This is a genomic window from Paenibacillus sp. Dod16, from assembly GCF_049893405.1.
GTDB lineage: Bacteria > Bacillota > Bacilli > Paenibacillales > Paenibacillaceae > Paenibacillus_AQ.
Window position 1 is genome coordinate 12,557 of the sequence record NZ_JBNDYG010000019.1, and the last position, 25,557, is coordinate 38,113.

Sequence of the window (25,557 nt, forward strand, 5' to 3'; positions counted from 1 at the left end):
CAAAGGAGGCGCTGGTTATGAGTAACAGGCTGTTCAAGCTGGGGATCCACCCCATCAACTGGGTCGGCGAGGATGTAAGGGAGCATGGGGACGACACGACCTTTGAGATGATTGTAGATGATATTGCGGCTTTGGGACTGACTGGTACGGAGATGGGAAGAAAATTCCCCAAGGATCGGACGATACTGAAACGGGAGCTGGATGCGCGCGGCATTCAGCTGGTTTCCCAGTGGAAGTCGGTGCTGTTCTCTGATCCCGATTACCGGAAGCAGGAGCTGGAGGATTACCGGCGGCACGCGGAGTTTCTGGCCGGAATCGGCAGCAAAGTCATCAGCACGGCGGAGGTAGGGGGATCACTTCACTTCGATCCCCGACGGACGCCGAATGAGAGTATCGTTCTCCGTCTGGATGACGCCGGATGGGAAAGCCTGGCGGAAGGACTGAACCAGGCTGGCGAGATTGCGGCGAGTTATGGCATGAAACTGGCTTACCATCACCATGGCGGCACGGTCGTGGAGCAGCCGGACGAAATCGACCGCCTAATGGCCATGACCGATCCTTCGTTGGTGTTTCTCCTGTACGATACCGGTCATGCCTATTACGGGGGAGCAGATCCGCTTGAACTGCTCCGCAAGCATTATGAGCGGATTGCGTACATCCATCTGAAGGATGTCCGGCTTGATGTTTTGGAGCAGGCACGACAGGCTCGGTGCGATTTTGTGAGCTGCATTCGCAGAGGGGTGTTCACGGTTCCAGGAGACGGCTGCATTGACTTTGCGCCGATTATCGGCGAGCTCGTCAAGCGCGGCTATGACGGTTGGGCGATGCTGGAGGGTGAACAGGACCCTGCGCTGCATCCTGCAAAGGAGTACGCTCAGCAGGCCATCGAATACCTGGAACGGCTGGAAGGCCAGCAGAAACGATAGGGCTGAAGTTATGCGGCATGATCGTTGAAACCAGGCTCTTGGCGATTCGACATCGCTCGAGAACACAGATAAAAACATGCATAGCAGACAGCCAGTGGCTCTCATTCGGGCTACGATGGTTAAGAGCTGCAGCTGATCAGGTGTCAAAGGATAAAGAACTGCAGGTGATTACGGCCATTGGATAGCGGGGGCCATGCGTTTCTTGGTGCTCGCAGCTTGGGCCGATCTGATCAAGGAGAAGGAGGTTAATCCATGAGTGAAATCACGTTCAATAACGAAAAACCGTTGGATTTCGTGGCTGTAGGGAGGCTCTGCATCGACCTGAACGCCAATGAAATTAACCGGCCGATGGAGGAAACGAGCACGTTTACCAAGTACGTGGGCGGATCACCCGCCAACATCTGCATCGGGATGGCACGTCTGGGGCTGATCACGGGCTTTATCGGCAAGGTTGCGGACGATCAGATGGGACGTTTTATTACAAAATACCTTGAGAATAACGGGATTGCGACTCAAGGCGTGTCCACCGACTACACGGGAGCCGTGACGGGTCTGGCTTTTACCGAGATCAAGAGTCCCACCGACTGCAGCATTCTAATGTACCGCGACAACGCCGCGGACTTGCTGCTGGAGACAGGGGACGTGAACGAAGAGCTGATCGCCTCCGCCAAAATGGTGCTGATCTCCGGAACCGCGCTCGCGGCCAGTCCTTCCCGGGAAGCTGTGTTTCTGGCTCTGGACTATGCCAAGCGCCACGGGGCCGTAATCGCGTTTGACCTCGATTACCGTCCGTACACATGGAAATCTCCGCAGGAGACGGCGATCTACTACAATTTAGCGGCGGAAACATGCGATATTATCCTCGGCACACGCGAGGAGTTCGACATAATGGAGCAGTTCGGTGGCAACCCGGAACGAAGCGACCGCATCACGGCCGCCAAGTGGTTTGATTACAACGCCAAGATCGTCATTATCAAGCACGGCAAGGAAGGTTCCATTGCGTATACCCCTGGCGGTGCCAGCCATACGGCACAAAGCTTTCCGGCGAAGGTTATCAAGACGTTCGGAGCGGGGGATTCATACGCCGCCGGTTTTCTGTACGGCCTGATGCAGGGCTGGCCCATCGAGCGCTGCATGGAGTTCGGCAGCGCGGCGGCAAGCATTGTCATCTCCAGCCACAGCTGCTCCGATGCGATGCCGACGAGCGCGGCGGTTCACGATTATATCGAGCGCTGCAAGCGAGGCGAAATTACGTCCAATTCCTGAGCTTGGTTCATGGCCAGGAGCTATGTTGGAGATCTGTCATCACTGATGTTTCGTTCTGTTCTAATTTACTGATCCAATCGAAAGGGGCCAACCAGCCATGACGCAAACCCTGAGCAATTATATCGGTGGACAATTCGTTCCTTCCCGATCCGAAACCACCGATCCCGTATACAATCCGGCGACGGAAGAGATCCTTGCTTACGTTCCGCTATCCACCAAAGAGGAGGTGGATCAGGCCGTGCAGGCGGCCGCCAAAGCGGGACGTGCCTGGGCCAAGACAGCTGTTCCTCGCCGCGCCCGCATTCTGTTCAAGTATCAACAGCTGCTCGTGGAGCACTGGGAGGAGCTGGCACGCCTGATTACGGCGGAGAACGGCAAAAGCTATGCCGAAGCCTACGGCGAGGTGCAGCGCGGCATCGAATGCGTGGAGTTTGCGGCCGGCGCACCTACGCTGATGATGGGCAAGCAGCTTCCCGACATCGCCACCAACCTGGAGTCCGGCATGTACCGGTATCCGATCGGCGTTGTTGCGGGTATAACGCCGTTCAACTTCCCGATGATGGTGCCGTGCTGGATGTTCCCGCTCGCCATCGCTTGCGGCAATGCGTTCGTGCTGAAGCCGTCGGAGCGCACGCCGCTCTTGGCTCAGCGTTTGGCGGAGCTGTTCGCCGATGCCGGTCTGCCGGACGGCGTTCTGAATATCGTCCACGGCGCTCATGATGTAGTCAACGGCATCTTGGAACATCCCGGCATTGCCGCTGTGTCCTTCGTCGGCTCCCAGCCGGTGGCAGAGTATGTGTACAAAACCGCTTCTTCCCACGGCAAGCGTGTGCAGGCCTTGGCCGGAGCGAAGAATCACAGCATCGTGATGCCGACTGCCGACTTGGATGGGGCCGTGACCCAGATCATCAGCGCGGCCTTCGGTTCTGCCGGCGAGCGCTGCATGGCCTGCTCCGTTGTCGTGGCCGTAGGCGACGTGGCGGAGCCGCTGCTGGAGAAGCTGAAGCAGGCGGCCGATGAGATTACCATCGGCAACGGAGCGGACGAAGGCGTCTTCCTCGGGCCGGTTATCAGGCGAGCTCACAAGGAGCGTACGATCTCTTATATTGAGGCGGGCGAGCAAGAAGGCGCCAAGCTGGTGCGCGACGGACGGAGCGATGAGGCCGTGAGGGGGGACGGATATTTTGTCGGACCGACGATTTTTGATGAGGTGACCAGCGAGATGAGGATTTGGAAGGACGAAATTTTTGCCCCCGTGCTGTCTGTCATGCGTGCGGAATCGCTGGAGGAAGCGATTGAAATTTCCAACCGCTCGGACTTTGCGAACGGGGCCTGCCTGTTCACGCAGAATGGCAGCGACGTGCGCCAGTTCCGTGAGCATATCGATGCCGGCATGCTTGGCGTCAACCTCGGCGTTCCAGCGCCGATGGCGTTCTTTCCGTTCTCTGGCTGGAAAAATTCTTTCTACGGGGATCTGCATGCGAATGGAACGGACGGCGTGGAGTTCTATACTCGCAAAAAAATGGTAACAGCGCGCTGGTAGCCTTTAAGCAGAGGAGACGTTCATATGAAAACCATTAATATCGGCATTATCGGTGCCGGACGAATCGGCAAAATCCATGCGGATCATCTGCTTCGCATGCCTGGTGCGAAAATTGCGGCCATCGGCGATTTGTTCGCCGGCGACGAGTTAAGGGCCTGGGCCGCGGAATGCGGCATTCCTATGGTTACGACTAATAGTAACGATATCATGGAACATCCGGATATCGATGCCGTGCTGATCTGCTCTTCGACGGATACGCATGTTCCGCTGATCAAGCAGGCCGCGGCGAACGGCAAGCATATTTTCTGCGAAAAACCGGTCAGCATGAGCGTGGATCAGACCCGTGAAGCGCTGGCGGCCGTGGAAGCGGCAGGCGTAAGTCTGCAGATCGGCTTCAACCGCCGGTTTGACCATAACTTCAGCCGGGTTCGGGAGATTGTGTCCGCGGGGAGAATCGGGGATACCCATCTGATCAAGATTACCTCGCGTGATCCGAGTCCGCCGCATCCGGATTACATTAAAGTGTCCGGCGGGCTGTTTATGGATATGGCTATTCATGATTTCGACATCGCCCGTTTTTTATCGGGCAGCGAGGTGGTCGAAGTGTATGCCCAGGGAGCGGTACTCGTGGACCCTGCCATCGGAGAGCTGGGCGACATCGACACCGCCCTAACAACGTTGCGGTTTGAAAACGGAGCGCTCGGCGTCATCGACAACAGCCGCAAGGCCGTCTACGGTTACGATCAGCGGATCGAGGTGTTCGGCTCCGGCGGCTGTGTCTCCGCTGACAACGACTATCCAAGCACCGCCATTGTCAGCGGTCCGGATGGCGTTACCCGCGACAAACCACTGTACTTCTTTCTGGAGCGGTACAAGGAAGCGTACATGAACGAGACGCGGCAATTTATCGATAGCTTGCATAACGGTACCGCGGTGCCAGTCAGCGGCCATGACGCCCTTCAGGCAGAGCTGATCGCCTTGGCGGCCAAGCGTTCGCTCCAGCAGGGCCGCCCGGTGAGGCTTGCCGAGCTCACCACCGGCATATCCTCCGCAGGCTAAACCTGAAATCAGAAGAGGCTGTAATTGGCAGCGGGCTGTCGAGAGGAGATGGCTAAGCTGGCTGAACAAGAAGACATCATCGTTTGTGTTCGCTAGCCTCAATATCTGCTTGAAATCGATATATGAGAAGCTGTCGCCCAAGCGCTGGAAGATCTTACTCAAACGGGAAAACTATCTGTTGGAGCTTCCTCATTTGCAGAGCTAGAAACAAAAAGGAGGAATATCATGCCGAACTTAATTGTACCCCTAACGACGCCGGACCTGGACGGGCGCGTGCTGTCTATAACGCCGCAAAGCGCAGGCTGGACATATGTGGGATTTGAAGTATTCCGTTTACGGGAAGGACAGACGCTGAGAAGAGTCACGGGAGATCAGGAAGCGGCTGTTGTTCTGTTAACTGGGCGAGCCGACGTGAGGGCCGGGGGAGAGAGCTGGCACAACATTGGCAAACGCATGAGCGTGTTTGAAAAGACGCCTCCCTATACGGTTTATGTGCCCTCACAGAAAGAGTTCGAGGTCACAGCACTAACTGAAATGGAGCTGGCGGTGTGCCTTGCCCCGGGGAAAGGCACGCATCAGGCCCGTCTCATCGCGCCGGAAGAGGTCGGCGTGGAGAACCGCGGGAGCGGGAGCATGTCGCGTCTGGTGCATAATATTTTGCCGGAGCAAAAGCTTGCGGACAGTCTATTGGTGGTCGAGGTGTTTACGGACGGGGGCAACTGGTCCAGCTACCCGCCGCACAAGCATGACCGCGACGAGCTGCCGGAGGAATCGCTGCTGGAGGAAACCTACTACTTCCGGGTTCAGCCGGAATGCGGTTTTGCCGTTCAGCGGGTCTACACCGATGACCGTTCGCTGGACGAAACAATGGCGGTCAAAGACGGCGAGGCCGTTATGGTGCCTGAGGGCTACCATCCGGTATCCGCGCCTCCCGGATATGATGTGTACTATCTGAACGTCATGGCGGGGCCGAAGCGAATATGGAAATTCCGCAATGATCCGGATCATGATTGGCTTATGAGATAAAGCTGGAAATCATGGGACGTGTTATGGACCAGGATCCTAAGGTGTGCATGTCTGCAGGCAGTAATAACGACTAAACGGTCTTGCGCTAAACGAGATGAAAGCTCATAATAAATTGAAATGCCAAAATTAAACAAATGGAGTTCAAGGGATGATAAGAGCGACTATTTATGACGTTGCGCGCGAAGCCGGCGTCTCCATTGCCACCGTCTCTCACGTCATGAACGGCAAGGGCAAGATCAGTCGCGAACGGCGTGAGGAGATTCTCGATATCATGCAGCGCCTGAATTATCGGCCGAATGCGATTGCCTCAGCCCTCGCCGGCAAAAAAACCTATACCCTGGGCTTGCTCGTCCCTGACATCTCGAACCCCTTTTTTGCCGAGATTGCACGATCGGTCGAGGATCACGGGCATCAGCTTGGATACAGCGTGATCATCTGCAGCACGGACAACCAGGAAGAGAAGGTAAAGCGCTATGTCAGCCTGCTGAGACAAAAGCAGGTGGACGGCGTTATTATCGGTACGGGCGTATCCCATGGCGAGCTGCTTAAGCCGCTTCAGGAGCATTCGCTGGCTATAGCGCTTATCGCTCGCGACAATCCGGCACTTGGCGCAAGCAGCGTTCGGGTTCATGACTTGGAAGGGGGCCGTCTGGCTGCTGAGCATCTGCTTCGTCTCGGTCACCGCAGGCTGGCGGTACTCGCCGAGCATGAACGGGTGACGAGCAGCAATGAGCGGGTAAGGGGTTTTGTCGAGGCTGCCGCCTTGCTCGGTTTGGAGCCGTCTCCCGACTATATGGCGGCCTGTGACCATAAGATCGAGGACGGATACCGCCGAGCCAAAGCTATTCTGGAGCTGGAGGAACCGCCCACGGCGCTGTTTTGCTGCAACGACCTGCTGGCGATCGGCGCCCTTCAGGCGATCCGCGAGCTCGGGCTGCGCGTTCCGGAGGACTGTTCGGTCGTCAGCTTTGACGATACGATTCTCGCCCGGGTAACCGATCCGCCGCTCACCGTTATTGCCCAGCCGATGGAACAGATGGGCCGCCTGGCGGTAGACCTTGTAGTCAGGAATCTGTCCAGCCAGGGAGAACCTCCACAGCGGATTGTGCTCCCCCCAGAGCTGGTCATCCGCCGATCCACGGCCCCGCCGCCGGGATAAAATTTTCTAGAGACAATCGGTTACACCAAGAATCATGTTCCAGTTAAAACGGACGACAGAGTCGTATTATGGGCAATGGCAGTTGATTTGCTGCTAGTGTTGAATAACGTCTCTAAAGTCCGTTTTTTGGTATAGAATTTTATCAGTAACCGTTACAGGGTTGAATGATTCGTATGTTTTGAGGTTTTTCGAAACGCTGCGGGAGCCATCCCTTTGTACTTATGAAATGCTTTACTGAAGTGAAATTCATCATAATATCCGCAAGCGTTGGCGATAACCCTCAATGTATACGACGTGTATGCCAAGTAACGCTCTGCATGCCGCATACGGATGTCGGTCAGGTAGTCCTTGGGAGAAACATGCAGATGCTTCATAAACAGCTTTCGCAAATATGACTCTGAAATGGCATGTTTCTTTGCTAAGGATCCAATATGAAGCGGATCGGCGTAATGGTCTTCGATGTCTGATTTTATCCTGTGATATGCCTCATATGCGGGCTCTATTAGAGACGGCTTGTTCTCCTGATGTAATTTGGCGATCATCCTTAGAAGCAGGGCGCTGCTTTCCAATTCACTCTCCGTATTCCCGGGAACCCAAGCCCTTGTCAACTCGCTGAAACCATGGTCCATCCCGATGGCTTGCTCGCCTAGATAATGGGCCATAAATGGGATATCAAGCCGCTGAACGCTTTGAGGGAGCTGCCATTCAGACCGGGAATGTTGAAGACAGCAGCATTCAAATAGCACCATGCTTATGGTAAGAGGGGCTTCCGGAGCGTTTTTCATACGCATCTGCAAGCCTGGTTCCATATAAAACAGCATGCCTTGACTTACCGGATATGCTTGATCCGCATAGAAGATTCCGCTGCCTTCATGGATCCAGTAGAAACTGTGCACTGACGTATTATTACGGATATCAGACCAATCGGAAGAGGTTGTCTTTCGGAAGGTCCAGTTGATCCGCACAACCAAATCTCGAGCATCATACACGGCAGTCCAGCCTCCATCCTGATAGGTGATATAAGAAAAGAATAACTCAGGATCGCAACAATCGCCAGGGATGCAAGGAGCGATTTTTACATGTTTTGTATCGGCTTTTCTATGGAGTACGCTGCATCAATAATCTAGTGTTTACTTATCGGATTTTTGAGGGGATCCTCAAAGCCGCATGATGGATAGGAGGAGAAGAAATGCTGCGATTATTTGATACCCACCATATTCGAAAGTGCAAGGAACTGGAGGGAATGTGGGAGTTTGCTCCAGTAGCCGGCATAGGGGAGCGACCAGCCAGTTACACTGACAAGCTGCCTGTTCCCGGTTGCTGGGAGATGCACCCACGCTTCGGAAACTATAGGGGAGTTGGGGTATACCGCAAGATCATCTCGCTGTCCCGAAAAACCAATTTGCGAATCGAATTCAAAGGGGTCAGCCACACGGCACATGTTTATTTCAACGGGGAATTGGCAGTCCGTCATTATAACGCATATACCGCCTTTGACATGGTCATCCCGGAAGTTCAAGCCGGTGAACATGAACTGCTGGTGTATGTGGATAATTCCTTCAACGAGGAATCGGCCCTTCATGTTCCTAACGATTACTATACGTACGGCGGCATTATTCGGCCGGTTGCCCTGGAGGAGATAAGCGATTTATACATTGAACACGTCATGTTCACTCCATATAAACAGGGCGGGGTTTGGCACGGTTCTTGGAAGGTAGTGATCCGAAACCTTGGAAGCCTTGTGAAGAAAGGATCACTCCGCGGTTCGCTGGCTGAGGTGGAGGGGGTGCTTGGAAGCTTTGAAGTGAAGCCAGGGGAGCGGGTCGAACGAATAGCCACCGTATCGTATCCAGGTGTGTTGGAATGGTCGCTGGACGACCCGAATTTGTATGTGCTGCGAGCGGTCCTTGCCGTTGATGGTACGGATTGCGATGATTGGCTGGACCGCATAGGCTTTCGCGAGATAACAACGCATCACGGAAAAATCCAATTGAACGGCCAGAATCTCGTGCTCAAAGGCGTTAACCGGCATGAGGACCATCCCATGGCCGGTTCCGCACTTCCGTTGCCCCTCATGGTAAAAGATGTGGACCTCATAATAGAGCTTGGTTGTAATTCCGTTCGGACGAGCCATTATCCGAACGATGAGCGATTTCTGGATCTATGCGATGAACGAGGGATTGCGGTGTGGGAAGAAAATCACGCCCGCGGTTTGAGTCTGGAGCAGATGCTGCACCCGAATTTCGGTTGGCAGAGCGAGCAGGTGACTCGTGAAATGGTGCAGCAGCATTTTAACCATCCGTCCATCCTGATATGGGCCATTCTGAATGAATGCGCCAGTAATACGGAGGAGGGGAGAGCTCACTACGCGAAGCAGTTAACCATTATTCGGGAGCTTGATCCAAGTAGGCCCCGGTCCTTCGCTTCCCATCACCGTGATCAGGAGAAATGTTTTGATTTGGCGGAGATCGTGTCATTCAATCTCTATCCAGGCTGGTATACCGACGAGAATCCTGGGGAACTGGCGGATCTGGCCAGAAGCTGGGCAGATGCGCTCGGCGGAGAAGGTAAACCGATGATTATGAGTGAATTCGGAGGGGACGGGTTCTACGGATTCCGCAGTCCGAATCGGGAGAAAGGCTCCGAGGAGCGTCAGGCCGATATTATCGCGAGCAATCTGAAGGCATACATGGAGCGCGAATACATTTCCGGGATGTTCATATGGCAATTTAGCGATTGCCGCGTGACGGAAGGGCTTGGTTGGCTGCTGAATCGTTCATGCACGCGGAACAGCAAAGGCATCGTGGATGAATATCGGCGTCCGAAGCTGGCGTATGAAACCGTTCGAAGACTTTTTATGGGAGAATCATAATATTTGACTGAGTGGTACATAAACCCTATACTTTTAGATAACAAAGATCATGTTCAAAAGGGATGAGGGGAATGACCACGAACGGTAGACCGCGTGAGTTCAAGAAAGAAGCTGTCATTGATGCAGCCATGGACGTATTCTGGTCCAAGGGTTATGAAGCGAGTTCCACGCAAGAGCTGTGCGAGAAGACAGGGCTTGGTAAAGGGAGCCTGTACAATGCGTTTGGCAGCAAGAATGAGTTATTCGAGCAGGTGCTCCAGCGTTACAATGATGAAGGCCTGGAGATATCCAGAGAGATTCTGGGCCGGTCCGTCCCGGTTAAGGAAAGGCTGCGCGCCTTGTTTGAATGGGCGATCGGCATGGATTTTTCGGATCCGAATCATCGCGGCTGCATGGCGGTTAATATTAGTATGGAACGAGCTGGGCGGGACCCGATGGTCGAGCGGATATTCGGGCAATATATTTATGATCTCGAGGAAGACTTGGTCCGCGTGATGGAAGAGGCGATTCATTCGGGGGAGATACGAGGTGAACGCTCTGCGAAGCAGCTGGCTAGTTTATTCTTAAGCAGCTATTACGGACTGCGGGTGATGAACTCCGCTACGATGAATCGGGAGTTAGCCGATCGAATCGTCGAAAGTACACTCGACGCTATTTTCTCTAGAGTATAGATATAATTGATCGGTATTAAAGAAAGGCCGTATCCATGGGTAGTTCAAAACTATCTTTGGAAGCGGCCTTTGGCTTATCTCAACAACCAAAACCATTATCCGTTCGATTTGCTATTTGATCGGGTTGATGGTTTTATGTGCTTTTTTCTATGTTATCAGCTCTGATTTCATGTAGGATCCGTGCGCTTGACTTGTGTTCTAACGCTTCTCGGCCTCCAGTTGATCATGAGAACCAACTGATCCCTCATATAAGGGACGGAATAGTGGAAATTGTTCTCGATCCAGTGGAATACCAGGCCGATTAAGGCGTGCATGTTGTAGATGATGAGAAGTTCATGGTTGAGCTCTTCACCGGGATAGTCCAGATCCTCCATGGCGATTTGCTTTAATGCCGAGAACATTTTATCCCGGACCAGCGGCAGAACATCGCTTTTGAATAAGGCTGTATATACGTCTGCATTTTGATGAATATGATCAAATATTTTTACCGCATTAGCAGGCAGCTCATCGATATGAAATACGTCGACTTCCCCGTAGGGAGCCCTGAAGGAAGCAATCAGTTCCTCCATTAAAGGGGTCAGGATATCATCAAGTAGAGACTCTTTGTTGTCGTAGTGGGTATAGAAGGTTCCTCGATTGTAATTCGCTAACTCTACGATTTCCGTAATGGAAATGCTGGAGAAGCTCTTCTGCGAGAGGAGTGATAGAAGCGCTTGCTTTAAAGCCTCTTGGCTGCGGACGACGCGACGGTCGGTCCTTTTATTTCTCGTTTGCATAGATTCGAGTCCTTTCGGTTACAAATATAACGAATTTAATTATTAAAATATAAACAAATTTATGTTTTTTGTTCGGTATCGTACATTTCCATGTTTTTTAATGATTGTGACCTAAATCATACTACAATTATACTAGAATAGACATATGTCATGTATTGTACAGTTGTTGAATGTTGTCACTGAATTTCGAAATGATATCAAACCAATAATGGGGGGATGGAACATGAGATTAGCTGGTAAAGTTGCGATAGTTACGGGTGCTGCTTCCGGTATGGGAAAAGCGACAGCGGAACTGTTTGCCGCCGAAGGCGCAAAGGTTGTCGTGTCTGACCTGCGTCTTGAGGCAGCGCAAGCCGTTGTTGACGGAATTACGGCAAAAGGCGGCACGGCCCTGGCATTGGTAGCGAATGTGGCCAAGGAAGAAGATGTTCAGCAGCTGGTAGATGCTACTGTTAATGAATATGGAACGCTTGATATTTTGATCAACAACGCTGGCATTATGGACAACTTCGTACCGGCTGCCGATCTAACGGATGAGTTGTGGGATCGCGTATTTTCCATCAACACGACGGGACCGATGAGGACCATTCGTAAATCATTGCCAATCTTCCTGGAGAAGAAAAGCGGAGTCATTGTCAACATTGCATCTGCTGGAGGTCTAATGGGGTCCAGAGCGGGTGCAGCATATACGGCCGCTAAGCATGCCGTTGTCGGATTAACGAAGAATGTCGGTTTCCAATATGCAACGCAGGGAATCCGCTGTAATGCGGTTGCTCCAGGAGGTGTCATCACGAATATCAGCACCACCCTCAACGCGCCGAATTCGTTCGGCATGGAAAGAGCGATGGCTGGTATCAACCTGAACCCGCGGGCAGGCGAACCGGAAGAGATCGCGAAAGTCGTACTGTTCCTGGCTTCAGATGAAGCTAGCTTCGTCAATGGTAGTGTTGTAACAGCCGATGCAGGCTGGACTGCATATTAATAAGCAAGAGCAAGCGCAAGGGCTTTCTAAAGGATACCTCCTTTAGGAAGCCTTGTTTTTTTGCGGTGGTATAAAGGTTGAAACTTCTCCAACTCATAAATAAACCTTTAATATTCTACACAACCTATACCAGTCTATTGATGGATATCCTAATGTTACATAGATAATTCTTCGAGGAGGGAGCAGGGTTGTGGAAATATTTCTTATGGTACTTATGTTTCTGGTCCTTGTCGGTATTTCAAACATTATTAATCGATTTCTGCCGTTCATACCTGTCCCGTTGATTCAGATTGCGCTTGGGATCGGGGCCGCCTATATTCGCGGGTTCCATCACGTTCCGCTGAACCCGGAATTGTTCATGGTTCTGTTTATCGCACCGCTCTTGTTCAATGACGGGAAGCTTACCCCGCGCGAAGAGTTATGGAAGCTCAGGTCCAGTATCCTGCTGCTGGCGCTAGGTCTTGTATTTGCAACGGTACTGATCGCGGGCCCTTTCATTCATTGGCTTATTCCGACCATACCGTTATCGGCTGCATTTGCGCTGGCGGCGATACTCTCGCCTACCGATGCGGTTGCGGTGGGCTCCCTGTCAGGCAGGGTGAAGCTGCCGGGAAAAATCATGCATTTGCTTGAAGGCGAAGCGCTGATGAATGATGCATCCGGTCTCGTTGCATTTAATTTTGCGATTGCAGCTACCGTAACGGGTTATTTTTCGTTAACGAATGCCATCGGCAGTTTTTTTGTCATTGCGGTTGGAGGCATCGTGATCGGCGCACTTCTAGGATTTCTTGTGATCTGGTTCCGAATGCTGCTTCGCCGTCTCGGTATGGAGGACGTCACGCTTCATATGCTGATCATCATTCTGACGCCATTCATCATCTACCTTATCGCCGAGGAATTTCATCTATCCGGGATTCTGGCTGTCGTTGCGGCGGGTGTCACCCATGCGGTTGAGAGGGATCGCATGCGATCGGCGTCCATAAAGCTCAGAGTGGTATCGGACAGCACCTGGTCGGTCATTCTCTTCACGCTAAATGGGCTGGTGTTCATTCTGCTCGGGCATGAAATCCCAGGAGTCGTTAATCAAATATGGAGTGACCCTGCCTATAACAATGGACAAGTTCTCGGCTATATTTTTCTTATAACGGCTGTATTGATATTGCTGCGTTTCGCATGGGTCTGGGCATCTACGAACCGTCAGTATAAATCTTCCCTGTTGACTGCACTATCGGGCGTACGGGGAGCATTGACGCTGGCTGCGGCTTTCTCTATCCCGCTCACCCTCTCGGACAATCGTCCTTTCCCAGAACGAAGCTTAATGTTATTCATCTGTGCGGGCGTGATTTTGTTAACGCTGGTGATCGCGAGTGTTCTGCTTCCGCTTTTGACACGGGAGAAACATGTGGATTCGTCCGCGGTGATCAATCGCGAGAAAGAAGCACGGCTTCATATGCTGCAAGCGGGTATACGTACCGTGCGTGAAGAAATGACGGATGAAAATAAGGAAGAGGCAGTTCAGCTTATCTATGCGTATACGAAGCGGCTTCAGCAATCACAAATAACGGATAAGAGCGACATGCGGGAGTTCTGGAAAGCCACCATCGCAGTAAGAAAAATCGGACTCGCAGCGGAACGGAACGTTGCGGAAACGTGGCTTAAGGAACATAAAGCATCCGCAAGGGTCGCGGAGCTGTTCCTATCCTCGCTGAACAAAGTCGAGATGCTGCTTACCAGCCGATATAAGTTCAAGCTGCTTATGAGGAATTTATGGCGGAACTTGAAGAACTTGCTGAAAAAAAACGAGTCCCATGAAACGCGCATGTCTCCGGACCATCCGGATTGGGATATGTATAAGGCACTAAAGCTGGAGGCGATTCGTGCTGCAATACATGAGATCCAAACGGTGAAACCGGCACAGAGGCAGGAAATCCTGCAAGCCGTTATTGCAGACTATCGTGCAATGGAGCATTTTCTTCAGAATGATCGTGTGTGGAGTCGAAGAAAGCAGAAGCTTAGCAGTGAACGCCGGGAACTGGAACTTAAAGCCATTCAATCCGAGCGTAACGAGATTCAAAGCATGTTCGAACAGGGCGATATTGACAGGTCATTGGCGAGCCATCTGAGAATGGATGTGAATTACCGAGAGGCGAATTTGTATGAGTCTCAAGCACTGGTTGAAGATGAGGGCCATTAGACGATGGTCCTTTGTTGCGCTTGATGGAGTGTCAGGTTTACGTTACAATAATGAAAAGCTTGTTGGGAACGGCAGCTAAAGCTGCAGAATGCCTATTTAAGGCAAATCTAAACTTGAAAAAGGGGGTAGGAACATGAGCATCCATAAAGAAGCGGCCTCCAAAAAATCGACAATGGCCTGCCCGTCCACTTATAAAACCTTCAGTCTGGCTGTACAGGCGCTGGTTACGCTTGAACGTCACTCCGGTAAATGCTCGAGCGGCGATATCGCCTCGTACTTGCACTCGGAATCAACTTTGATTCGACGCGTGCTGAAAACCCTTGCGCAAGCCGATATGATTGAGTCGCGTGAAGGAAGAGACGGCGGATACCGGCTGAAGAAGAATGCCTGCGACATTACACTGGCTGAAGTTTACTCGATTCTTCAAGTCCACAGCTCCATCAGCGACAGTATGCTGGATGCGGCTTCCGGACATTGTTTTGCCGAGGAAATCAAGGAATCCTTTGTCGGCATTTTATCCGAGATTGAGGACAGTACCCTGAAAATATTGGAATCCCGGACGATTGCGGACATCGCTCAGTGAACTTTTCAGAAAGTGATTGACAAAGAAATCCAGCCTGCTATATACTGTGCATTAAACAACACAGTTAACTTGCGATTTAAACTGTGCAGAAAAATGCACAATATAATTTTGGAGGGGAAAAACCATGTCTACCATAACAAAACCCGATTTTCAAACCGTGATTCAGGAACGCCACTCGGTCCGTCAGTACGACCCGTCGGTAAAGATTCCAAGAGAAGAGATGGAAGCGATTCTGAAGGATGCTACACTGGCACCTTCCTCAAGCAATCTGCAGCCATGGCGCTTTCTTGTGATTGATGATGCTGAGCTTTTGAAGAAGCTGCATCCGATTGCAAACAATCAGGAGCATGTACTTCAAGCCTCGGCCGTCATAGCTGTGCTGGGTGATATGAAATGGTATGAGAAGGGCGAGAAGATTTATTCGATGTCTGAAGAAGCGGGATATATGACCGAAGAGGTGAAGCAATACTTTATCCATACGGCCGAAAATCTTTATGCGAATATGGATCAATCCGTGAAAGAAAGCATCGTGGACGTGGATGCTGGACTGATCTCCATGCAACTGATGCTGAGTGCACGCGCAAGGGGTTATGATACCGTGCCGATGGGCGGATATAACAAAGTTCAATTCGTGGAAGAGTTCAATATTCCTGCCCATTACCGCAGCGTGATGTTGATTGCTATCGGGAAAGCAGCCGCTCCAGGTCGGCCAACGATAAGATTGCCGCTTGAAGACGTTGCTTTCTGGAATAAAATCTAAAACACTGATCGATGCCCCTGATTCGAAGAACTAATTCTCGCCGATTCATGATTGAAGGATGCAGTTATAGAGCCCAGTGTTACTTTGGAAGGTTCACTGCTCCATGCAAGAATAGATCCACGATCTCAACAGCCATATCACGAGCGCTGGCATAACCGCTCCGGGTATCTTCACGATTGCCCAGCATCAGCATCGCCGAGAAAGCCTGCGCCATAAGCAGAGGATTGCCTTCCCGAAGCTCGCCGGAACGCATCGCTTGATCAAACCGATCGGCAATGACTTCATGAATTCGCTGTTCCGCCTCACGGATCGCGGACATCTGCTCCTGGGATAAAAAAGGCTCCGCTTCCCGCATCATCGTCTCCATCTCGGCATGCGGACGGGCGATCTTCGCTTCAGCCACCCGGATTAATCCGGACTCCAGCGTATCGGCCTCTTGCAGAAAGCGATGAGTGGAAGCATACGCTTTATCGAGAATCGTGGTCACCGCTATTTTAAACAGCTCGGGTTTGTTTGTGAAATGATAGTAGATGGAAGCCTTGGTCACTTGGCAAGCCTTAGCGATCTGCTGTAAGGATACGGACTCATAGCCATTCTCCATGAATAACTTGGAGGCGGTCCAGAGGATGGTTTCCTGGATAGGAGCCTGATCGGCAGCTGCTTTGGGACGCCCGGGATTTCGGGGGTTGCGTATTTTTGTCATGATGACCTCCTGCCTATAGTGTAAGACATGCCGGTCGCTTTTTCAAAATAAATATACGCTTCCGATTCAAGTATTGGTACAGTTTGGGATCATCACGGTCATCGGTGTTATGCTGGATACGTTCATCGTAAGACATTTCCTGGTACCCGCGATCACAGCACTATTGGGCAAGTGGGCTTTCTGGCCAGGCAATCCCGAGTTGGTTACCGAAGAGGACAATCAACGCTTAAGTATTGAGAATAAAGCGTAAATCAATCAGTAATTCTTGTGACAACCACCTCATCTTAAGGTTAAGTAAGAGATGAAGGTGGTTGTTGACGATTTTGACGAGCATGAATGGGAGCTGGTAAGATAAGGGAGAGGGCGGCGTTATCAATCAAAAGGGGTGTGACCTATGGCAACGATGCAAGAGGCTATTGAACTCCGCACTGCAGGTCTACCGGAGGAAGCCAAAGAAATTCTCCTCGGGCTGTTAGCCCAATCCCCAGACGATCCCGAAATCCTGTATCAGCTGGCCTGGGTGCATGATCTGATGGGGCTTGAGGGTGAGGCGGTTCCTTATTATGAGAAGGCGATCTCTTCTGGCCTGAAAAATCCTGAGCGATGCGGTGCATTGCTTGGACTTGGAAGCACCTATCGTACGTTGGGAATGTACGACAAATCCAAGGGGATTTTGGAGCAGGGCTTGCAGGAATATCCCGAGGCGAGGGAGTTTAACGTATTTTATGCGATGACCTTGTACAATTTGGGACAATACGATAAGGCGATGGCACTTCTGCTTAAAGAAATAGGCGAAACCAGTAATGACGAGGGAATCAAAAGCTACCAGAAGGCGATTGCTTTCTATTCGGATAAGCTCGATCAGATTTGGAAGTAATCTACAAGGATTACTACATAATTAATGTTATGTAAACTGAGAAATAGCGTCTGATAATCATAAAATGTGGCTTGTTTTATAGCAGTGATGGAATTCATGCAAATAATCGTTTCTTCACTTTGCTTAACCGGATTTTAGGCTGCCTTCATCTCTCGTTAAGGTTTGGACCTTATACTAGGTATGTCACTACAAGTGATGGAAGGAGCAACGCAAATGAATAAGAAAAACAAAATGAGTATGTGGTCGTTAGGACTTGGGAGTGCTTTTCTGATGATGATGCTAGCTAATCATGACAATGTGCATGATGGACAAGCCCGATCGGGTATCGCTTCAAGTGCGGCCAGATCCAATGTGGCCATCCAATCCGTTGATAAGAGCCCGGCTGTCAGTATGCCAGAGAACCAGGAAATAACCCCCGAAATGATTAATCAATTCTTGAAATTAGTGGCAGAAACATAAGATGTGATTGATTCTCTATACGTAACGGTTTTGAAGACCAGTCTCCATGCTGAGGGGGCTGGTCTTTTTGGCGTATGCTCAAAAGGGTCACTTTGATATTACCGATATTGCGGCAGATGTGTCTTTAATCAATCGGCTGTAAATTTTTTCGAAAACAAGAACCCATGTTCTTGTCATATCTACCCAGGAAGCTTATTATTATCAAGAGGGTTAACCTGAAGCGGGGGGATTATAGACGAATGCAAAGCGATCGCATGTTAAACAGCAAGCGAAGGACCACGGGGATTGGCATGTATAGGGAAATGTTATTCCGATACGTATTCCCGCATAAGAAATTGCTGGTAGCTTTGAGCGTGCTACTGTTATTTTCAATCGGGCTGCAACTGATTAATCCGCAGATCATCCGGTATTTTATCGATACGGCTCAAGGAGAGGGAAGTCTGACATCCCTTTATTATGCGGCAGGTTTTTTTATCGTATTTTCATTGCTCCAACAAGGCGTTTCCATTGCGGCTGCTTACTATAGCGAGAATCTGGGCTGGACGACAACCAACAAGCTTCGAGCAGAATTGGCGGAGCACTGCCTGTCGCTGGATATGAGCTTTCACAAAACCCAAACGTCGGGCTCTTTAATCGAACGAGTCGATGGCGATGTGAATGCGCTTGCCAATTTCTTCTCCAGCTTTATTATCCATCTGTTCGGCAATCTGCTCCTTATGATCGGAATTCTGGCTCTCCTGTATCGGGAGAACTTCTGGATTGGATTTGTCATGACCGTGTTTGTTGTCGGCAGCATTTACGTCATTCAACATATCCGTCGATTTGCCATACCGGTATGGAAGCGCTGGCGCGAGCTGAATGCGGATTTCTACGGATTCATTGGCGAACACCTCGAAGGCACTGAAGATACGCGTGCTAACGGGGCGGCAGGATATGTCATGAATCGATTCTACGAGATGGCAAGACGCATGCTGCCGGTTCGAGTACGTGCATTCATCGGATTTTTCCTCATGTGGAGCACAACGATATTGGTGTTTGCGCTTGGCAATGCGGCCGCATTTATCGTCTGCGCCATACTGTGGAAGAACGGACAGGGCGGTTTGACGATCGGCTCCATATATTTAGTGTTTTATTATACCGAGCTGCTAGCCAAACCGATCGAGAAGATCCGCACCCAATTGGAGGACCTGCAAAAGGCGGATGCCAGCTTGATGCGAGTCCGGGAATTGCTTGCAACCGAGCCCCAGATCAAAGACGGGCCCGGAGCTCCGCTTCCGGCAGGCCCGTTGTCGGTGGAATTCCGCAACCTAAACTTCTCCTATGAAGAGGGCGGGCAGGCTACGCTCGAAAATCTGCAGCTGCGGCTCGAGCCGGGCCAGACTCTGGGGCTGCTCGGGCGTACAGGCAGCGGCAAAACGACGATCGCCCGCCTGCTGCTGCGTTTCTATGATCCGCAGGAGGGAAGCATCGAGCTGGCAGGAACGGATATCCGGGACTGCAAGCTTCATGAACTGAGGCGCAAGATCGCGATGGTTACGCAGAATATTGAGATTTTGGAAGGGACAGTTCGTGATAATCTGACCTTGTTTGATGAAGGCATCGAGGATCGCCAAATTATATCCGTGCTAGAGGAGCTTGGGCTTGGAGACTGGTATGCTTCGCTTCCCGAAGGGCTCGGTACGAGCCTTGCCTCAGGCGGCGGAAGCCTGTCGGCCGGTGAGGCCCAGCTGTTGGCGTTTGCCCGCGTCTTCTTGACGGATCCGGGTCTCGTCATCCTTGATGAAGCATCGTCCCGCCTCGATCCGTTAACGGAGTACCGGATTGAAGCAGCCATTACGCGCCTGCTTCAGGAGAAGACCTGTATTATCATTGCCCACCGCTTGGCTACGGTTCAGCGTGCCGACCGAATTCTCATACTGGAGAATGGTAGAATGCTCGAAAGCGGACGCCGGGAAGAGCTTGCCTCAAACCCGCAATCACGGTTTAGCCGCATGCTTGCCGTTGGAATGGAGGAAGTGCTGGCATGAAAACAAGGCATTTTTTCTGGCGGTTGATTATGTACCGCCCGGGGTTGTACCTAATCAACCTGTTCGCGTGGTCCCTTATCCATATGGCACCGCTTGTTCCCGGACTGTTAACTAAGGCTTTCTTCGACCATTTGGAAGGTACATATGCTTTTCCCTACGGTGTTTGGGCAATTGCCGTGCTGCTCATTGGCGCTGCATTAGCCCGAATTGCGCTGATCTTCGGCGGTTTCATGACAGACGTGCATTTTCGCTTCCGGATCAGCACCTTGCTTCGCCGAAATATGCTGTCCCATGTCATGAAAGAGCCTGGAGCACGGGCAATACCCTGCTCCCCGGGAGAAGCCATCAGCAATTTCCGGGATGACGTCGATCAGGCCGAAGAAGCGACAAGCTGGTCCGTGGACACTCTAGGACTGGTCGGATTCGTAATCGTTGCCAGCTGGATTCTCATATCCATTGATCTGCAGCTGACGATTCTCGTATTCGTTCCTTTGATATTGGTGGTTACTGCGGCCCAGATTGCGACCGCACGGATTCAGAAATACAGGGCGGCAAGCCGGGAATCGACAGCAAAGGTAACCGGTGCGATTAGCGAAATGTTTGCCAATGTGCAAGCCATTCAAGTCGCAGGGGCTGAGAAACGCGTAGTGGAACGGTTTGTAAGCCTTAGTGAGAAGCGGCGCCAGTCCATGGTGAAGGATAAACTGTTAACGGAAACCTTGTCTTCCGTGTTCACCAACTCCGTGAATCTCGGTACAGGATTGATCCTTGTGCTTGCGAGTCTTAAGATGCGAAGTGGCGATTTTACGGTTGGGGACTTGTCGCTCTTTGTATATTATTTAACTTTTGTCACACAGCTTATATCGAACGTAGGCAACTTCATGACTTACTACAAGCAGATGGGCGTCAGCTTTCAGCGCATCAAATCCATGCTTCAAGGGGCACCTGCTTCGCTGCTTACGGCTGCCAATTATATCGGTATCGGTAAGTTTAAGAACAAACGGAATCAAGAGAAGGAAGCTCATCCTGATCACAGGGCACAGATGAATTCGTTGACCCAAGGAAGATTCAATCCTTCCGCTATTTCCGCTGCCGAAGACGGCATGGAAACGGCTATTATCAAGGCACCGCCCCTCTCGTTGCTTGAAGCGCAAGGACTGTCGTATCGATATCCCGAAACCGGGCGCGGCATTTCGAATATTAATCTGACCCTAAAGAGGGGTACTTTTACTGTCGTTACGGGGATGATTGGCAGCGGCAAAACGACGTTAGTTCGCACATTGCTGGGCTTACTTCCTGCCGAAAAGGGCGAAATCCGGTGGAACGGTGAAAGGGTGACGGAGCCAGCTGATTTCTTCATCCCGCCTCAAAGTGCATATACGGCACAGATCCCCAGGCTGTACAGCGATAAACTGCGAAACAATATCCTGCTAGGCATAATCGAAGAGCCGGGGAGCTTGGAACGCGCACTTCATGCTGCTGTAATGGAAGAAGATATCAAGCATCTGCAGCATGGCCTGGAGACGATGGTAGGACCACGCGGAGTCAAGCTGTCCGGTGGTCAAGCTCAGCGGACTGCAGCTGCACGGATGCTCGTACGGGACGCGGAGCTGTATGTGTTTGACGATTTATCAAGTGCATTGGATGTTGAGACGGAGCGCAAGTTATGGGAGAGATTGTTCAGCGAGCGAGGAGGAGCGACTTGTCTCGTGGTATCCCATCGAAAAGCCGCGCTTAACCATGCTGACCATATTATCGTGTTGAACGGAGGAGAGATTGAAGCCGAAGGCACGGCGGAACAGCTGCTGGCTTCAAGCGATAGCTTCCGACAGCTGTGGTATGGCGAAGAAACAGGATAATCAAGTTGATTAGGATTGCAGTGGATAGAGTAAGTTATGTATCCATTTCACCATATACAGAGGAGATGTACCCATGCAAAAAGCAGAACATATTCAGCTGGATTTCCGTTCGGCTGAACACCTGCCCATCTTGAAAGAATTCGAGCTTCCGGATGAGCAAGTCCAATTTACCGCTCATCCGAAAGAAGCACTTAACGCAGTTGAGGGTCAGCATCCTATCGTTATTTTAGCGGATGGTCATCCGGTTGGCTTCTTTATCCTGCACGCGACGGAACGCGTCAAAGAGTACACAAGCAATCCTCATGCGATGCTGCTAACCACCTTATCCATTGACCATCGGCAGCAGCGTAAGGGATATGCCAGGAGAGGGATGCTTGCGCTGTCATCCTTCATTCGGAGTCAGTTTCCTACCTGCAATGAGGTGGTATTGGCCGTAAACCATAAGAATGTTCCGGCCCAACAGCTTTATGAACGGGTTGGTTTCCAAGATACGGGCAGGAGAAGAATGGGGCCGATCGGAGAACAATGGGTGATGAATATAACCCTATGATGAACAATGCCGCAAAGACGTCTGGTCTTTGCGGCATAACTTTATTTAACTTGGTTGGTTGACACTCCGCCAGGTAGCTTCCAAACTTGAAGCAATATACTCCAGGATCGGTTTGCTGTAGAAATAACCGCTGTGTGACAGGGGATTCCAGCTTGTTAGCCAGTTTCCCACATTAACGGATATATCGTTACGAACCGTGCGGTCATATTCTTCATTTATGCCTTTGAGAGGGTAAGCAAGGATATCGTCTTTATCATAGAAATTAACCCATTCTCCCAGCAGCAGATCATGATAGTGCTTCAGCTTTATGGAAGGGACTTCGATCGGCCTATCAAAATCGCGGTACCGCATGCTCCACAGCGGCAAGGTGGTTCCCAGCGTATAGAATAAGGTCAGGAGCTCTCCCCGCTCCAACGGAGCTTCCGGGTCAACGACAAGACGATGCCCGCGGGAGGAGAATTGCAGATCATAGAAGAAATTGCTTGCGATTACGGATCCCAGGCTATGAGAAATCACGCATAATGGAGCCTGGGGGCCCGCTGCGAGGGCAAGTCGGTGCAGCGCTTCACTGATGGTCCGATGAATGGCCTCATAATTCTGATCCTCGGCTTCCACGGGTTGGTAAGCTACGGCATCCGCCAGATTGTGGATCACGTACTGCCGAAGGTGCTGATAACGTAAACGGTAAGGTTTAATGCTGCTGCTGATTAATTCGGACTCGCGTCCTGCGAATACATCGGCCCAATGCACGGCCTCCATGGCCAGTTGCTCATGCGGAATGCCAGATGTTTGAGAGAAGGTTCCTCTCAATTTTTTCATAAATTTATCCGCATAGTCTTTCTTTTGTGTTCCCAATCCGTGTACAATGATCACTGCAATTTTTTGCTTCATCTAACTGCAGCTCCCTTCATCGGAAATGGAATGAATGGATATCTTTTACTCTTTATACGCGATTTGTACTCGAATTGTAAATAGGTTATTTCAGTACGGGTGAAACTGGTAAGGTCAGTAGCTCTTTAGAGTCATTCCGTTTATGGTCAATCTTGATTACAATGAAGGGATAGCCAGTTGCTATATGATAGATAAAGCGACGGGTGCATTTATGTTTTGAAATGAAATAGGAGGCAGGGTATGTCCTATAAACAAATGAAATGGTTGATTCTGATCATTCCCACTTTGACGATTGGCATATGGGAGTATGTTCGGCATGAGTTTCTGCTGCCTTATATATCGATGGATCTTGGCAATCTACTTGCGCCTGTAATCGTGTTCTTGGTTTCCATTCTGTTTCTTACCCAGTTGTTCTCATTGATTGAACGGAACCAGGAGGAACTGAACCAATCCAGAGCACTGCAAGCGGCCATGCATGAAAGGGAGAAGATTGGCCGAGAGCTCCATGACGGAATCGCCCAATCTTTGTTCTTGCTGAACGCACAGATTGACCGAATTGAGAAATCGGGGCTAACCGGAGAAATTCCATATCAGGATATTAAGGAAAGTGTCCACCGAACCAATGCCTATGTACGAGAAGCTATCGCTAATCTCCGATATCCGGCAGATCCGCAAGCTATTCCGTGGATGCATAGCATGGACAGCTTGATTAAGGAAATTAAGGAGGAGACGAATCTGCATTTCGACGTGCAGTGGGAAATTCCGGATGAGATGCTATCTGCCAAAGAAAAGGTGGAGCTGCTGGCTTCGATCAGGGAAGCCTTATTGAATATCCATAAGCATGCCGAAGCGAAGCACGTCATAATAACGGCGACAGCGGCGGACTCAAGCTGGCATTGCTCCGTCAGCGATGATGGCAAAGGGTTTGAGTTGGACAAGCCGCTCGGCAGCAACCGGTATGGAATCAAAATCATGAAGGATCGGGCTGAGGCCATGGGCTGGAAGTTCATGGTGGAAAGACGCAACAACAAGACGATCATCAGCATTCGGAAGGAGAATACCGCATGAACGAGCAGCCGTTTCGCGTGTTAATCATCGATGACAGCGATCTTGCCAGAGAAGGAATTCGCACCATTCTAAGCGGTGACCCGACCTTTGAAGTCGTGGCCGAAGGACAAAGCGGCGAGGAAGCGCTGGAACTGACCGAAATATGGATGCCTGATATTATTCTCATGGATATTCAGATGCCTGGGATGGACGGATTGGAAGCGACCAAGCGAGTGAAGGACAAATTTCCTTACGTTAAGATTGTCATGGTCACGGTGTCCGACGACATTGCTCACTTGTTTGACGCCCTGAAACGTGGAGCGCAAGGCTATCTGCTAAAGAATCTGAATCCCGAATCATGGCACGAGTACCTCAAGGCAATTGCCGTAGACGAAGCGCCGATGAGCAGGGAGCTTGCTTTCCGTATATTGAAGGAATTTTCGCAGCATGACAAGCCGGATCCAAGCAATAGTCCATTAACGGCACGGGAAAAAGAAATATTGGGGCTCGTAGCCGAGGGGTTGTCCAACCGCGATATTTCGGTTGACTTGTGCATATCAGAGAATACGGTCAAGAACCATCTGAAGAACATTTTGCAAAAGCTGCATTTGGATAATCGGGTCCAGCTGACTCGTTACGCCTACGAACAAGGTTGGATGGGGAAGAGATAACTTAACAACGGGGATCTGACGTCCGAAAGGATGTTGGCAGAGATGGGGATCAGGCGAAAAAAGCATCCGTGCACTAGATACGCTCATTTCTGTTTAACAAGGAATATGCCCAGCGCAATGATACCGATGCCGGCCCAATTTTTCCATGTAGGGACTTCCTTCAGGAACAAGTATGCCACCCCTAACGAAATCAGGATTTCCAGGCATTTGGAGAAAATCAACGTATAGCCTAACTGATCGGTGGCTTTATATCCATAACGGATTCCGTATCCGATGCACATGTTGGCGATGAGGAACAGAGGAAGCATGAATAACTGAAACTGCAGCGTAGGCCAGAACAGGTGCTGGATATGCTTGGTTTGGTACGAGAAGACAAGGTTGATCATCGACAGTCCGCCGAAGAGTAGACCGACACTGTAGATATAAAACATAAAGGGCCTCCTGAAATTGATGTCTTTGTAGTACCCCATTAATGTTTCCATGCGACAACTTTTTTATCCAAGGGCAATGAGGCGAAAATTCTGTTGCGTGATATCTTGGCAGCTTGTCTAATGATTCAATTCATAAATAGTCTCGAAAAAAAGGATGCCCCCGCTTCTAAGCGGAGGCATCCTTTATATATTTGAGGGATTTCAAGACGATCAGTTCAGTATTCA

General features: G+C 50.8%; 24 protein-coding genes and 1 pseudogene. 20 read left to right on the forward strand and 5 right to left on the reverse strand.

The window, feature by feature from the left end; all coding sequences use genetic code 11:
• The first annotated feature begins 17 nt into the window (after positions 1-17).
• The 6 genes from iolE (at position 18) to ACPV3A_RS15630 (ending at position 6,979) form a co-directional block, all read left to right on the forward strand.
• Positions 18-926 (forward strand): myo-inosose-2 dehydratase, encoded by a 909-nt coding sequence (gene iolE / locus ACPV3A_RS15605; protein WP_426200185.1) that lies wholly within the window; start codon positions 18-20, stop codon positions 924-926.
• Positions 927-1,178: 252 nt separating this feature from the next.
• Complete coding sequence (gene iolC, locus ACPV3A_RS15610) at positions 1,179-2,192, forward strand: 5-dehydro-2-deoxygluconokinase (RefSeq protein ID WP_426200186.1); 1,014 nt, start codon at positions 1,179-1,181, stop codon at positions 2,190-2,192.
• A gap of 97 nt (positions 2,193-2,289) precedes the next feature.
• Entirely contained in the window at positions 2,290-3,735 is a 1,446-nt protein-coding gene (locus tag ACPV3A_RS15615; RefSeq protein ID WP_426200187.1) for a CoA-acylating methylmalonate-semialdehyde dehydrogenase, read from the forward strand.
• Between the two features lie 24 nt (positions 3,736-3,759).
• Positions 3,760-4,794 carry an inositol 2-dehydrogenase gene (gene iolG, locus ACPV3A_RS15620; protein WP_426200188.1) on the forward strand — a complete coding sequence of 345 codons (1,035 nt, stop codon included), beginning with the start codon at positions 3,760-3,762 and terminating at the stop codon, positions 4,792-4,794.
• 225 nt (positions 4,795-5,019) lie between these two features.
• The gene (gene iolB / locus ACPV3A_RS15625; RefSeq protein WP_426200189.1) at positions 5,020-5,820 is read left to right on the forward strand and encodes a 5-deoxy-glucuronate isomerase; all 801 of its coding nucleotides are present in this window, start codon (positions 5,020-5,022) and stop codon (positions 5,818-5,820) included.
• A gap of 148 nt (positions 5,821-5,968) precedes the next feature.
• Positions 5,969-6,979: a LacI family DNA-binding transcriptional regulator gene (locus tag ACPV3A_RS15630; RefSeq protein ID WP_339217949.1), complete on the forward strand. Its 1,011-nt coding sequence runs from the start codon at positions 5,969-5,971 to the stop codon at positions 6,977-6,979.
• A 152-nt stretch (positions 6,980-7,131) separates the two neighbouring features.
• Here ACPV3A_RS15630 and ACPV3A_RS15635 read toward each other — a convergent pair whose 3' ends face one another.
• On the reverse strand, positions 7,132-7,968 hold the full coding sequence (locus tag ACPV3A_RS15635; protein ID WP_426200190.1) for a helix-turn-helix transcriptional regulator: 837 nt from the start codon (positions 7,966-7,968) through the stop codon (positions 7,132-7,134).
• A gap of 200 nt (positions 7,969-8,168) precedes the next feature.
• Between ACPV3A_RS15635 and ACPV3A_RS15640 the strand changes: the two genes are divergently transcribed.
• On the forward strand, positions 8,169-9,851 hold the full coding sequence (locus tag ACPV3A_RS15640) for a glycoside hydrolase family 2 protein (protein WP_339217945.1): 1,683 nt from the start codon (positions 8,169-8,171) through the stop codon (positions 9,849-9,851).
• Positions 9,852-9,922: 71 nt separating this feature from the next.
• On the forward strand, positions 9,923-10,522 hold the full coding sequence (locus tag ACPV3A_RS15645; RefSeq protein WP_426200191.1) for a TetR/AcrR family transcriptional regulator: 600 nt from the start codon (positions 9,923-9,925) through the stop codon (positions 10,520-10,522).
• 167 nt (positions 10,523-10,689) lie between these two features.
• On the opposite strand, the gene ACPV3A_RS15650 is transcribed toward ACPV3A_RS15645, so the two are convergent.
• Positions 10,690-11,298: a TetR/AcrR family transcriptional regulator gene (locus ACPV3A_RS15650; protein ID WP_426200192.1), complete on the reverse strand. Its 609-nt coding sequence runs from the start codon at positions 11,296-11,298 to the stop codon at positions 10,690-10,692.
• Positions 11,299-11,521: 223 nt separating this feature from the next.
• Here ACPV3A_RS15650 and ACPV3A_RS15655 point away from each other — a divergent pair, with 223 nt between their 5' ends.
• From ACPV3A_RS15655 to ACPV3A_RS15670, 4 genes are all read left to right on the forward strand, one after another.
• Entirely contained in the window at positions 11,522-12,280 is a 759-nt protein-coding gene (locus tag ACPV3A_RS15655) for an SDR family oxidoreductase (protein ID WP_426200193.1), read from the forward strand.
• Positions 12,281-12,470: 190 nt separating this feature from the next.
• Complete coding sequence (locus ACPV3A_RS15660; RefSeq protein ID WP_339294127.1) at positions 12,471-14,474, forward strand: Na+/H+ antiporter; 2,004 nt, start codon at positions 12,471-12,473, stop codon at positions 14,472-14,474.
• A 133-nt stretch (positions 14,475-14,607) separates the two neighbouring features.
• On the forward strand, positions 14,608-15,057 hold the full coding sequence (locus ACPV3A_RS15665; protein WP_194543194.1) for an RrF2 family transcriptional regulator: 450 nt from the start codon (positions 14,608-14,610) through the stop codon (positions 15,055-15,057).
• Positions 15,058-15,181: 124 nt separating this feature from the next.
• Entirely contained in the window at positions 15,182-15,817 is a 636-nt protein-coding gene (locus tag ACPV3A_RS15670; RefSeq protein WP_194543193.1) for a nitroreductase family protein, read from the forward strand.
• Between the two features lie 79 nt (positions 15,818-15,896).
• Here ACPV3A_RS15670 and ACPV3A_RS15675 read toward each other — a convergent pair whose 3' ends face one another.
• Entirely contained in the window at positions 15,897-16,520 is a 624-nt protein-coding gene (locus tag ACPV3A_RS15675) for a TetR/AcrR family transcriptional regulator (RefSeq protein WP_426200194.1), read from the reverse strand.
• Between the two features lie 55 nt (positions 16,521-16,575).
• On the opposite strand from ACPV3A_RS15675, the pseudogene ACPV3A_RS15680 reads away from it, so the two are divergent.
• The 6 genes and pseudogenes from ACPV3A_RS15680 to ACPV3A_RS15705 all read left to right on the forward strand — a co-directional run.
• Positions 16,576-16,770, forward strand: a pseudogene (locus tag ACPV3A_RS15680) (MMPL family transporter); the annotation flags it as partial.
• A gap of 144 nt (positions 16,771-16,914) precedes the next feature.
• A complete protein-coding gene (locus tag ACPV3A_RS15685; protein WP_339217933.1) occupies positions 16,915-17,397 on the forward strand; it encodes a tetratricopeptide repeat protein in 483 nt (160 codons plus the stop codon).
• Between the two features lie 213 nt (positions 17,398-17,610).
• Complete coding sequence (locus ACPV3A_RS15690) at positions 17,611-17,856, forward strand: hypothetical protein (protein ID WP_194543191.1); 246 nt, start codon at positions 17,611-17,613, stop codon at positions 17,854-17,856.
• A 239-nt stretch (positions 17,857-18,095) separates the two neighbouring features.
• Positions 18,096-19,883, forward strand: a complete 1,788-nt coding sequence (locus tag ACPV3A_RS15695; protein ID WP_426200195.1) for an ABC transporter ATP-binding protein — start codon at positions 18,096-18,098, stop codon at positions 19,881-19,883.
• A complete protein-coding gene (locus tag ACPV3A_RS15700; protein WP_426200196.1) occupies positions 19,880-21,742 on the forward strand; it encodes an ABC transporter ATP-binding protein in 1,863 nt (620 codons plus the stop codon). The genes ACPV3A_RS15695 and ACPV3A_RS15700 overlap by 4 nt, the downstream gene beginning before the upstream one ends.
• 73 nt (positions 21,743-21,815) lie before the next feature.
• Positions 21,816-22,292 carry a GNAT family N-acetyltransferase gene (locus ACPV3A_RS15705; RefSeq protein WP_339217928.1) on the forward strand — a complete coding sequence of 159 codons (477 nt, stop codon included), beginning with the start codon at positions 21,816-21,818 and terminating at the stop codon, positions 22,290-22,292.
• Between the two features lie 45 nt (positions 22,293-22,337).
• On the opposite strand, the gene ACPV3A_RS15710 is transcribed toward ACPV3A_RS15705, so the two are convergent.
• The gene (locus ACPV3A_RS15710) at positions 22,338-23,183 is read right to left on the reverse strand and encodes a chemotaxis protein (RefSeq protein WP_426200197.1); all 846 of its coding nucleotides are present in this window, start codon (positions 23,181-23,183) and stop codon (positions 22,338-22,340) included.
• 240 nt (positions 23,184-23,423) lie between these two features.
• On the opposite strand from ACPV3A_RS15710, the gene ACPV3A_RS15715 reads away from it, so the two are divergent.
• The gene (locus ACPV3A_RS15715; RefSeq protein ID WP_071218528.1) at positions 23,424-24,251 is read left to right on the forward strand and encodes a sensor histidine kinase; all 828 of its coding nucleotides are present in this window, start codon (positions 23,424-23,426) and stop codon (positions 24,249-24,251) included.
• Positions 24,248-24,901 carry a response regulator gene (locus tag ACPV3A_RS15720; protein WP_194543188.1) on the forward strand — a complete coding sequence of 218 codons (654 nt, stop codon included), beginning with the start codon at positions 24,248-24,250 and terminating at the stop codon, positions 24,899-24,901. The genes ACPV3A_RS15715 and ACPV3A_RS15720 overlap by 4 nt, the downstream gene beginning before the upstream one ends.
• 83 nt (positions 24,902-24,984) lie before the next feature.
• On the opposite strand, the gene ACPV3A_RS15725 is transcribed toward ACPV3A_RS15720, so the two are convergent.
• Positions 24,985-25,332, reverse strand: a complete 348-nt coding sequence (locus ACPV3A_RS15725) for a hypothetical protein (RefSeq protein WP_113056665.1) — start codon at positions 25,330-25,332, stop codon at positions 24,985-24,987.
• Positions 25,333-25,557: the final 225 nt, after the last annotated feature.

Bases quoted from the DNA above. Each gene is read 5' to 3' on its own strand.
- iolG (WP_426200188.1), top strand. From the start codon at position 3,760: ATGAAAACCATTAATATCGGCATTATCGGTGCCGGACGAATCGGCAAA.
- ACPV3A_RS15720 (WP_194543188.1), top strand. From the start codon at position 24,248: ATGAACGAGCAGCCGTTTCGCGTGTTAATCATCGATGACAGCGATCTT.
- ACPV3A_RS15725 (WP_113056665.1), bottom strand. From the start codon at position 25,332: ATGTTTTATATCTACAGTGTCGGTCTACTCTTCGGCGGACTGTCGATG.
- ACPV3A_RS15650 (WP_426200192.1), bottom strand. From the start codon at position 11,298: ATGCAAACGAGAAATAAAAGGACCGACCGTCGCGTCGTCCGCAGCCAA.
- iolE (WP_426200185.1), top strand. From the start codon at position 18: ATGAGTAACAGGCTGTTCAAGCTGGGGATCCACCCCATCAACTGGGTC.
- ACPV3A_RS15630 (WP_339217949.1), top strand. From the start codon at position 5,969: ATGATAAGAGCGACTATTTATGACGTTGCGCGCGAAGCCGGCGTCTCC.
- ACPV3A_RS15700 (WP_426200196.1), top strand. From the start codon at position 19,880: ATGAAAACAAGGCATTTTTTCTGGCGGTTGATTATGTACCGCCCGGGG.
- ACPV3A_RS15695 (WP_426200195.1), top strand. From the start codon at position 18,096: ATGCAAAGCGATCGCATGTTAAACAGCAAGCGAAGGACCACGGGGATT.
- ACPV3A_RS15655 (WP_426200193.1), top strand. From the start codon at position 11,522: ATGAGATTAGCTGGTAAAGTTGCGATAGTTACGGGTGCTGCTTCCGGT.
- ACPV3A_RS15670 (WP_194543193.1), top strand. From the start codon at position 15,182: ATGTCTACCATAACAAAACCCGATTTTCAAACCGTGATTCAGGAACGC.
- ACPV3A_RS15665 (WP_194543194.1), top strand. From the start codon at position 14,608: ATGAGCATCCATAAAGAAGCGGCCTCCAAAAAATCGACAATGGCCTGC.
- ACPV3A_RS15715 (WP_071218528.1), top strand. From the start codon at position 23,424: ATGTCCTATAAACAAATGAAATGGTTGATTCTGATCATTCCCACTTTG.
- iolC (WP_426200186.1), top strand. From the start codon at position 1,179: ATGAGTGAAATCACGTTCAATAACGAAAAACCGTTGGATTTCGTGGCT.
- ACPV3A_RS15645 (WP_426200191.1), top strand. From the start codon at position 9,923: ATGACCACGAACGGTAGACCGCGTGAGTTCAAGAAAGAAGCTGTCATT.
- ACPV3A_RS15675 (WP_426200194.1), bottom strand. From the start codon at position 16,520: ATGACAAAAATACGCAACCCCCGAAATCCCGGGCGTCCCAAAGCAGCT.
- ACPV3A_RS15705 (WP_339217928.1), top strand. From the start codon at position 21,816: ATGCAAAAAGCAGAACATATTCAGCTGGATTTCCGTTCGGCTGAACAC.
- ACPV3A_RS15710 (WP_426200197.1), bottom strand. From the start codon at position 23,183: ATGAAGCAAAAAATTGCAGTGATCATTGTACACGGATTGGGAACACAA.
- ACPV3A_RS15615 (WP_426200187.1), top strand. From the start codon at position 2,290: ATGACGCAAACCCTGAGCAATTATATCGGTGGACAATTCGTTCCTTCC.
- iolB (WP_426200189.1), top strand. From the start codon at position 5,020: ATGCCGAACTTAATTGTACCCCTAACGACGCCGGACCTGGACGGGCGC.
- ACPV3A_RS15685 (WP_339217933.1), top strand. From the start codon at position 16,915: ATGGCAACGATGCAAGAGGCTATTGAACTCCGCACTGCAGGTCTACCG.
- ACPV3A_RS15690 (WP_194543191.1), top strand. From the start codon at position 17,611: ATGAATAAGAAAAACAAAATGAGTATGTGGTCGTTAGGACTTGGGAGT.
- ACPV3A_RS15640 (WP_339217945.1), top strand. From the start codon at position 8,169: ATGCTGCGATTATTTGATACCCACCATATTCGAAAGTGCAAGGAACTG.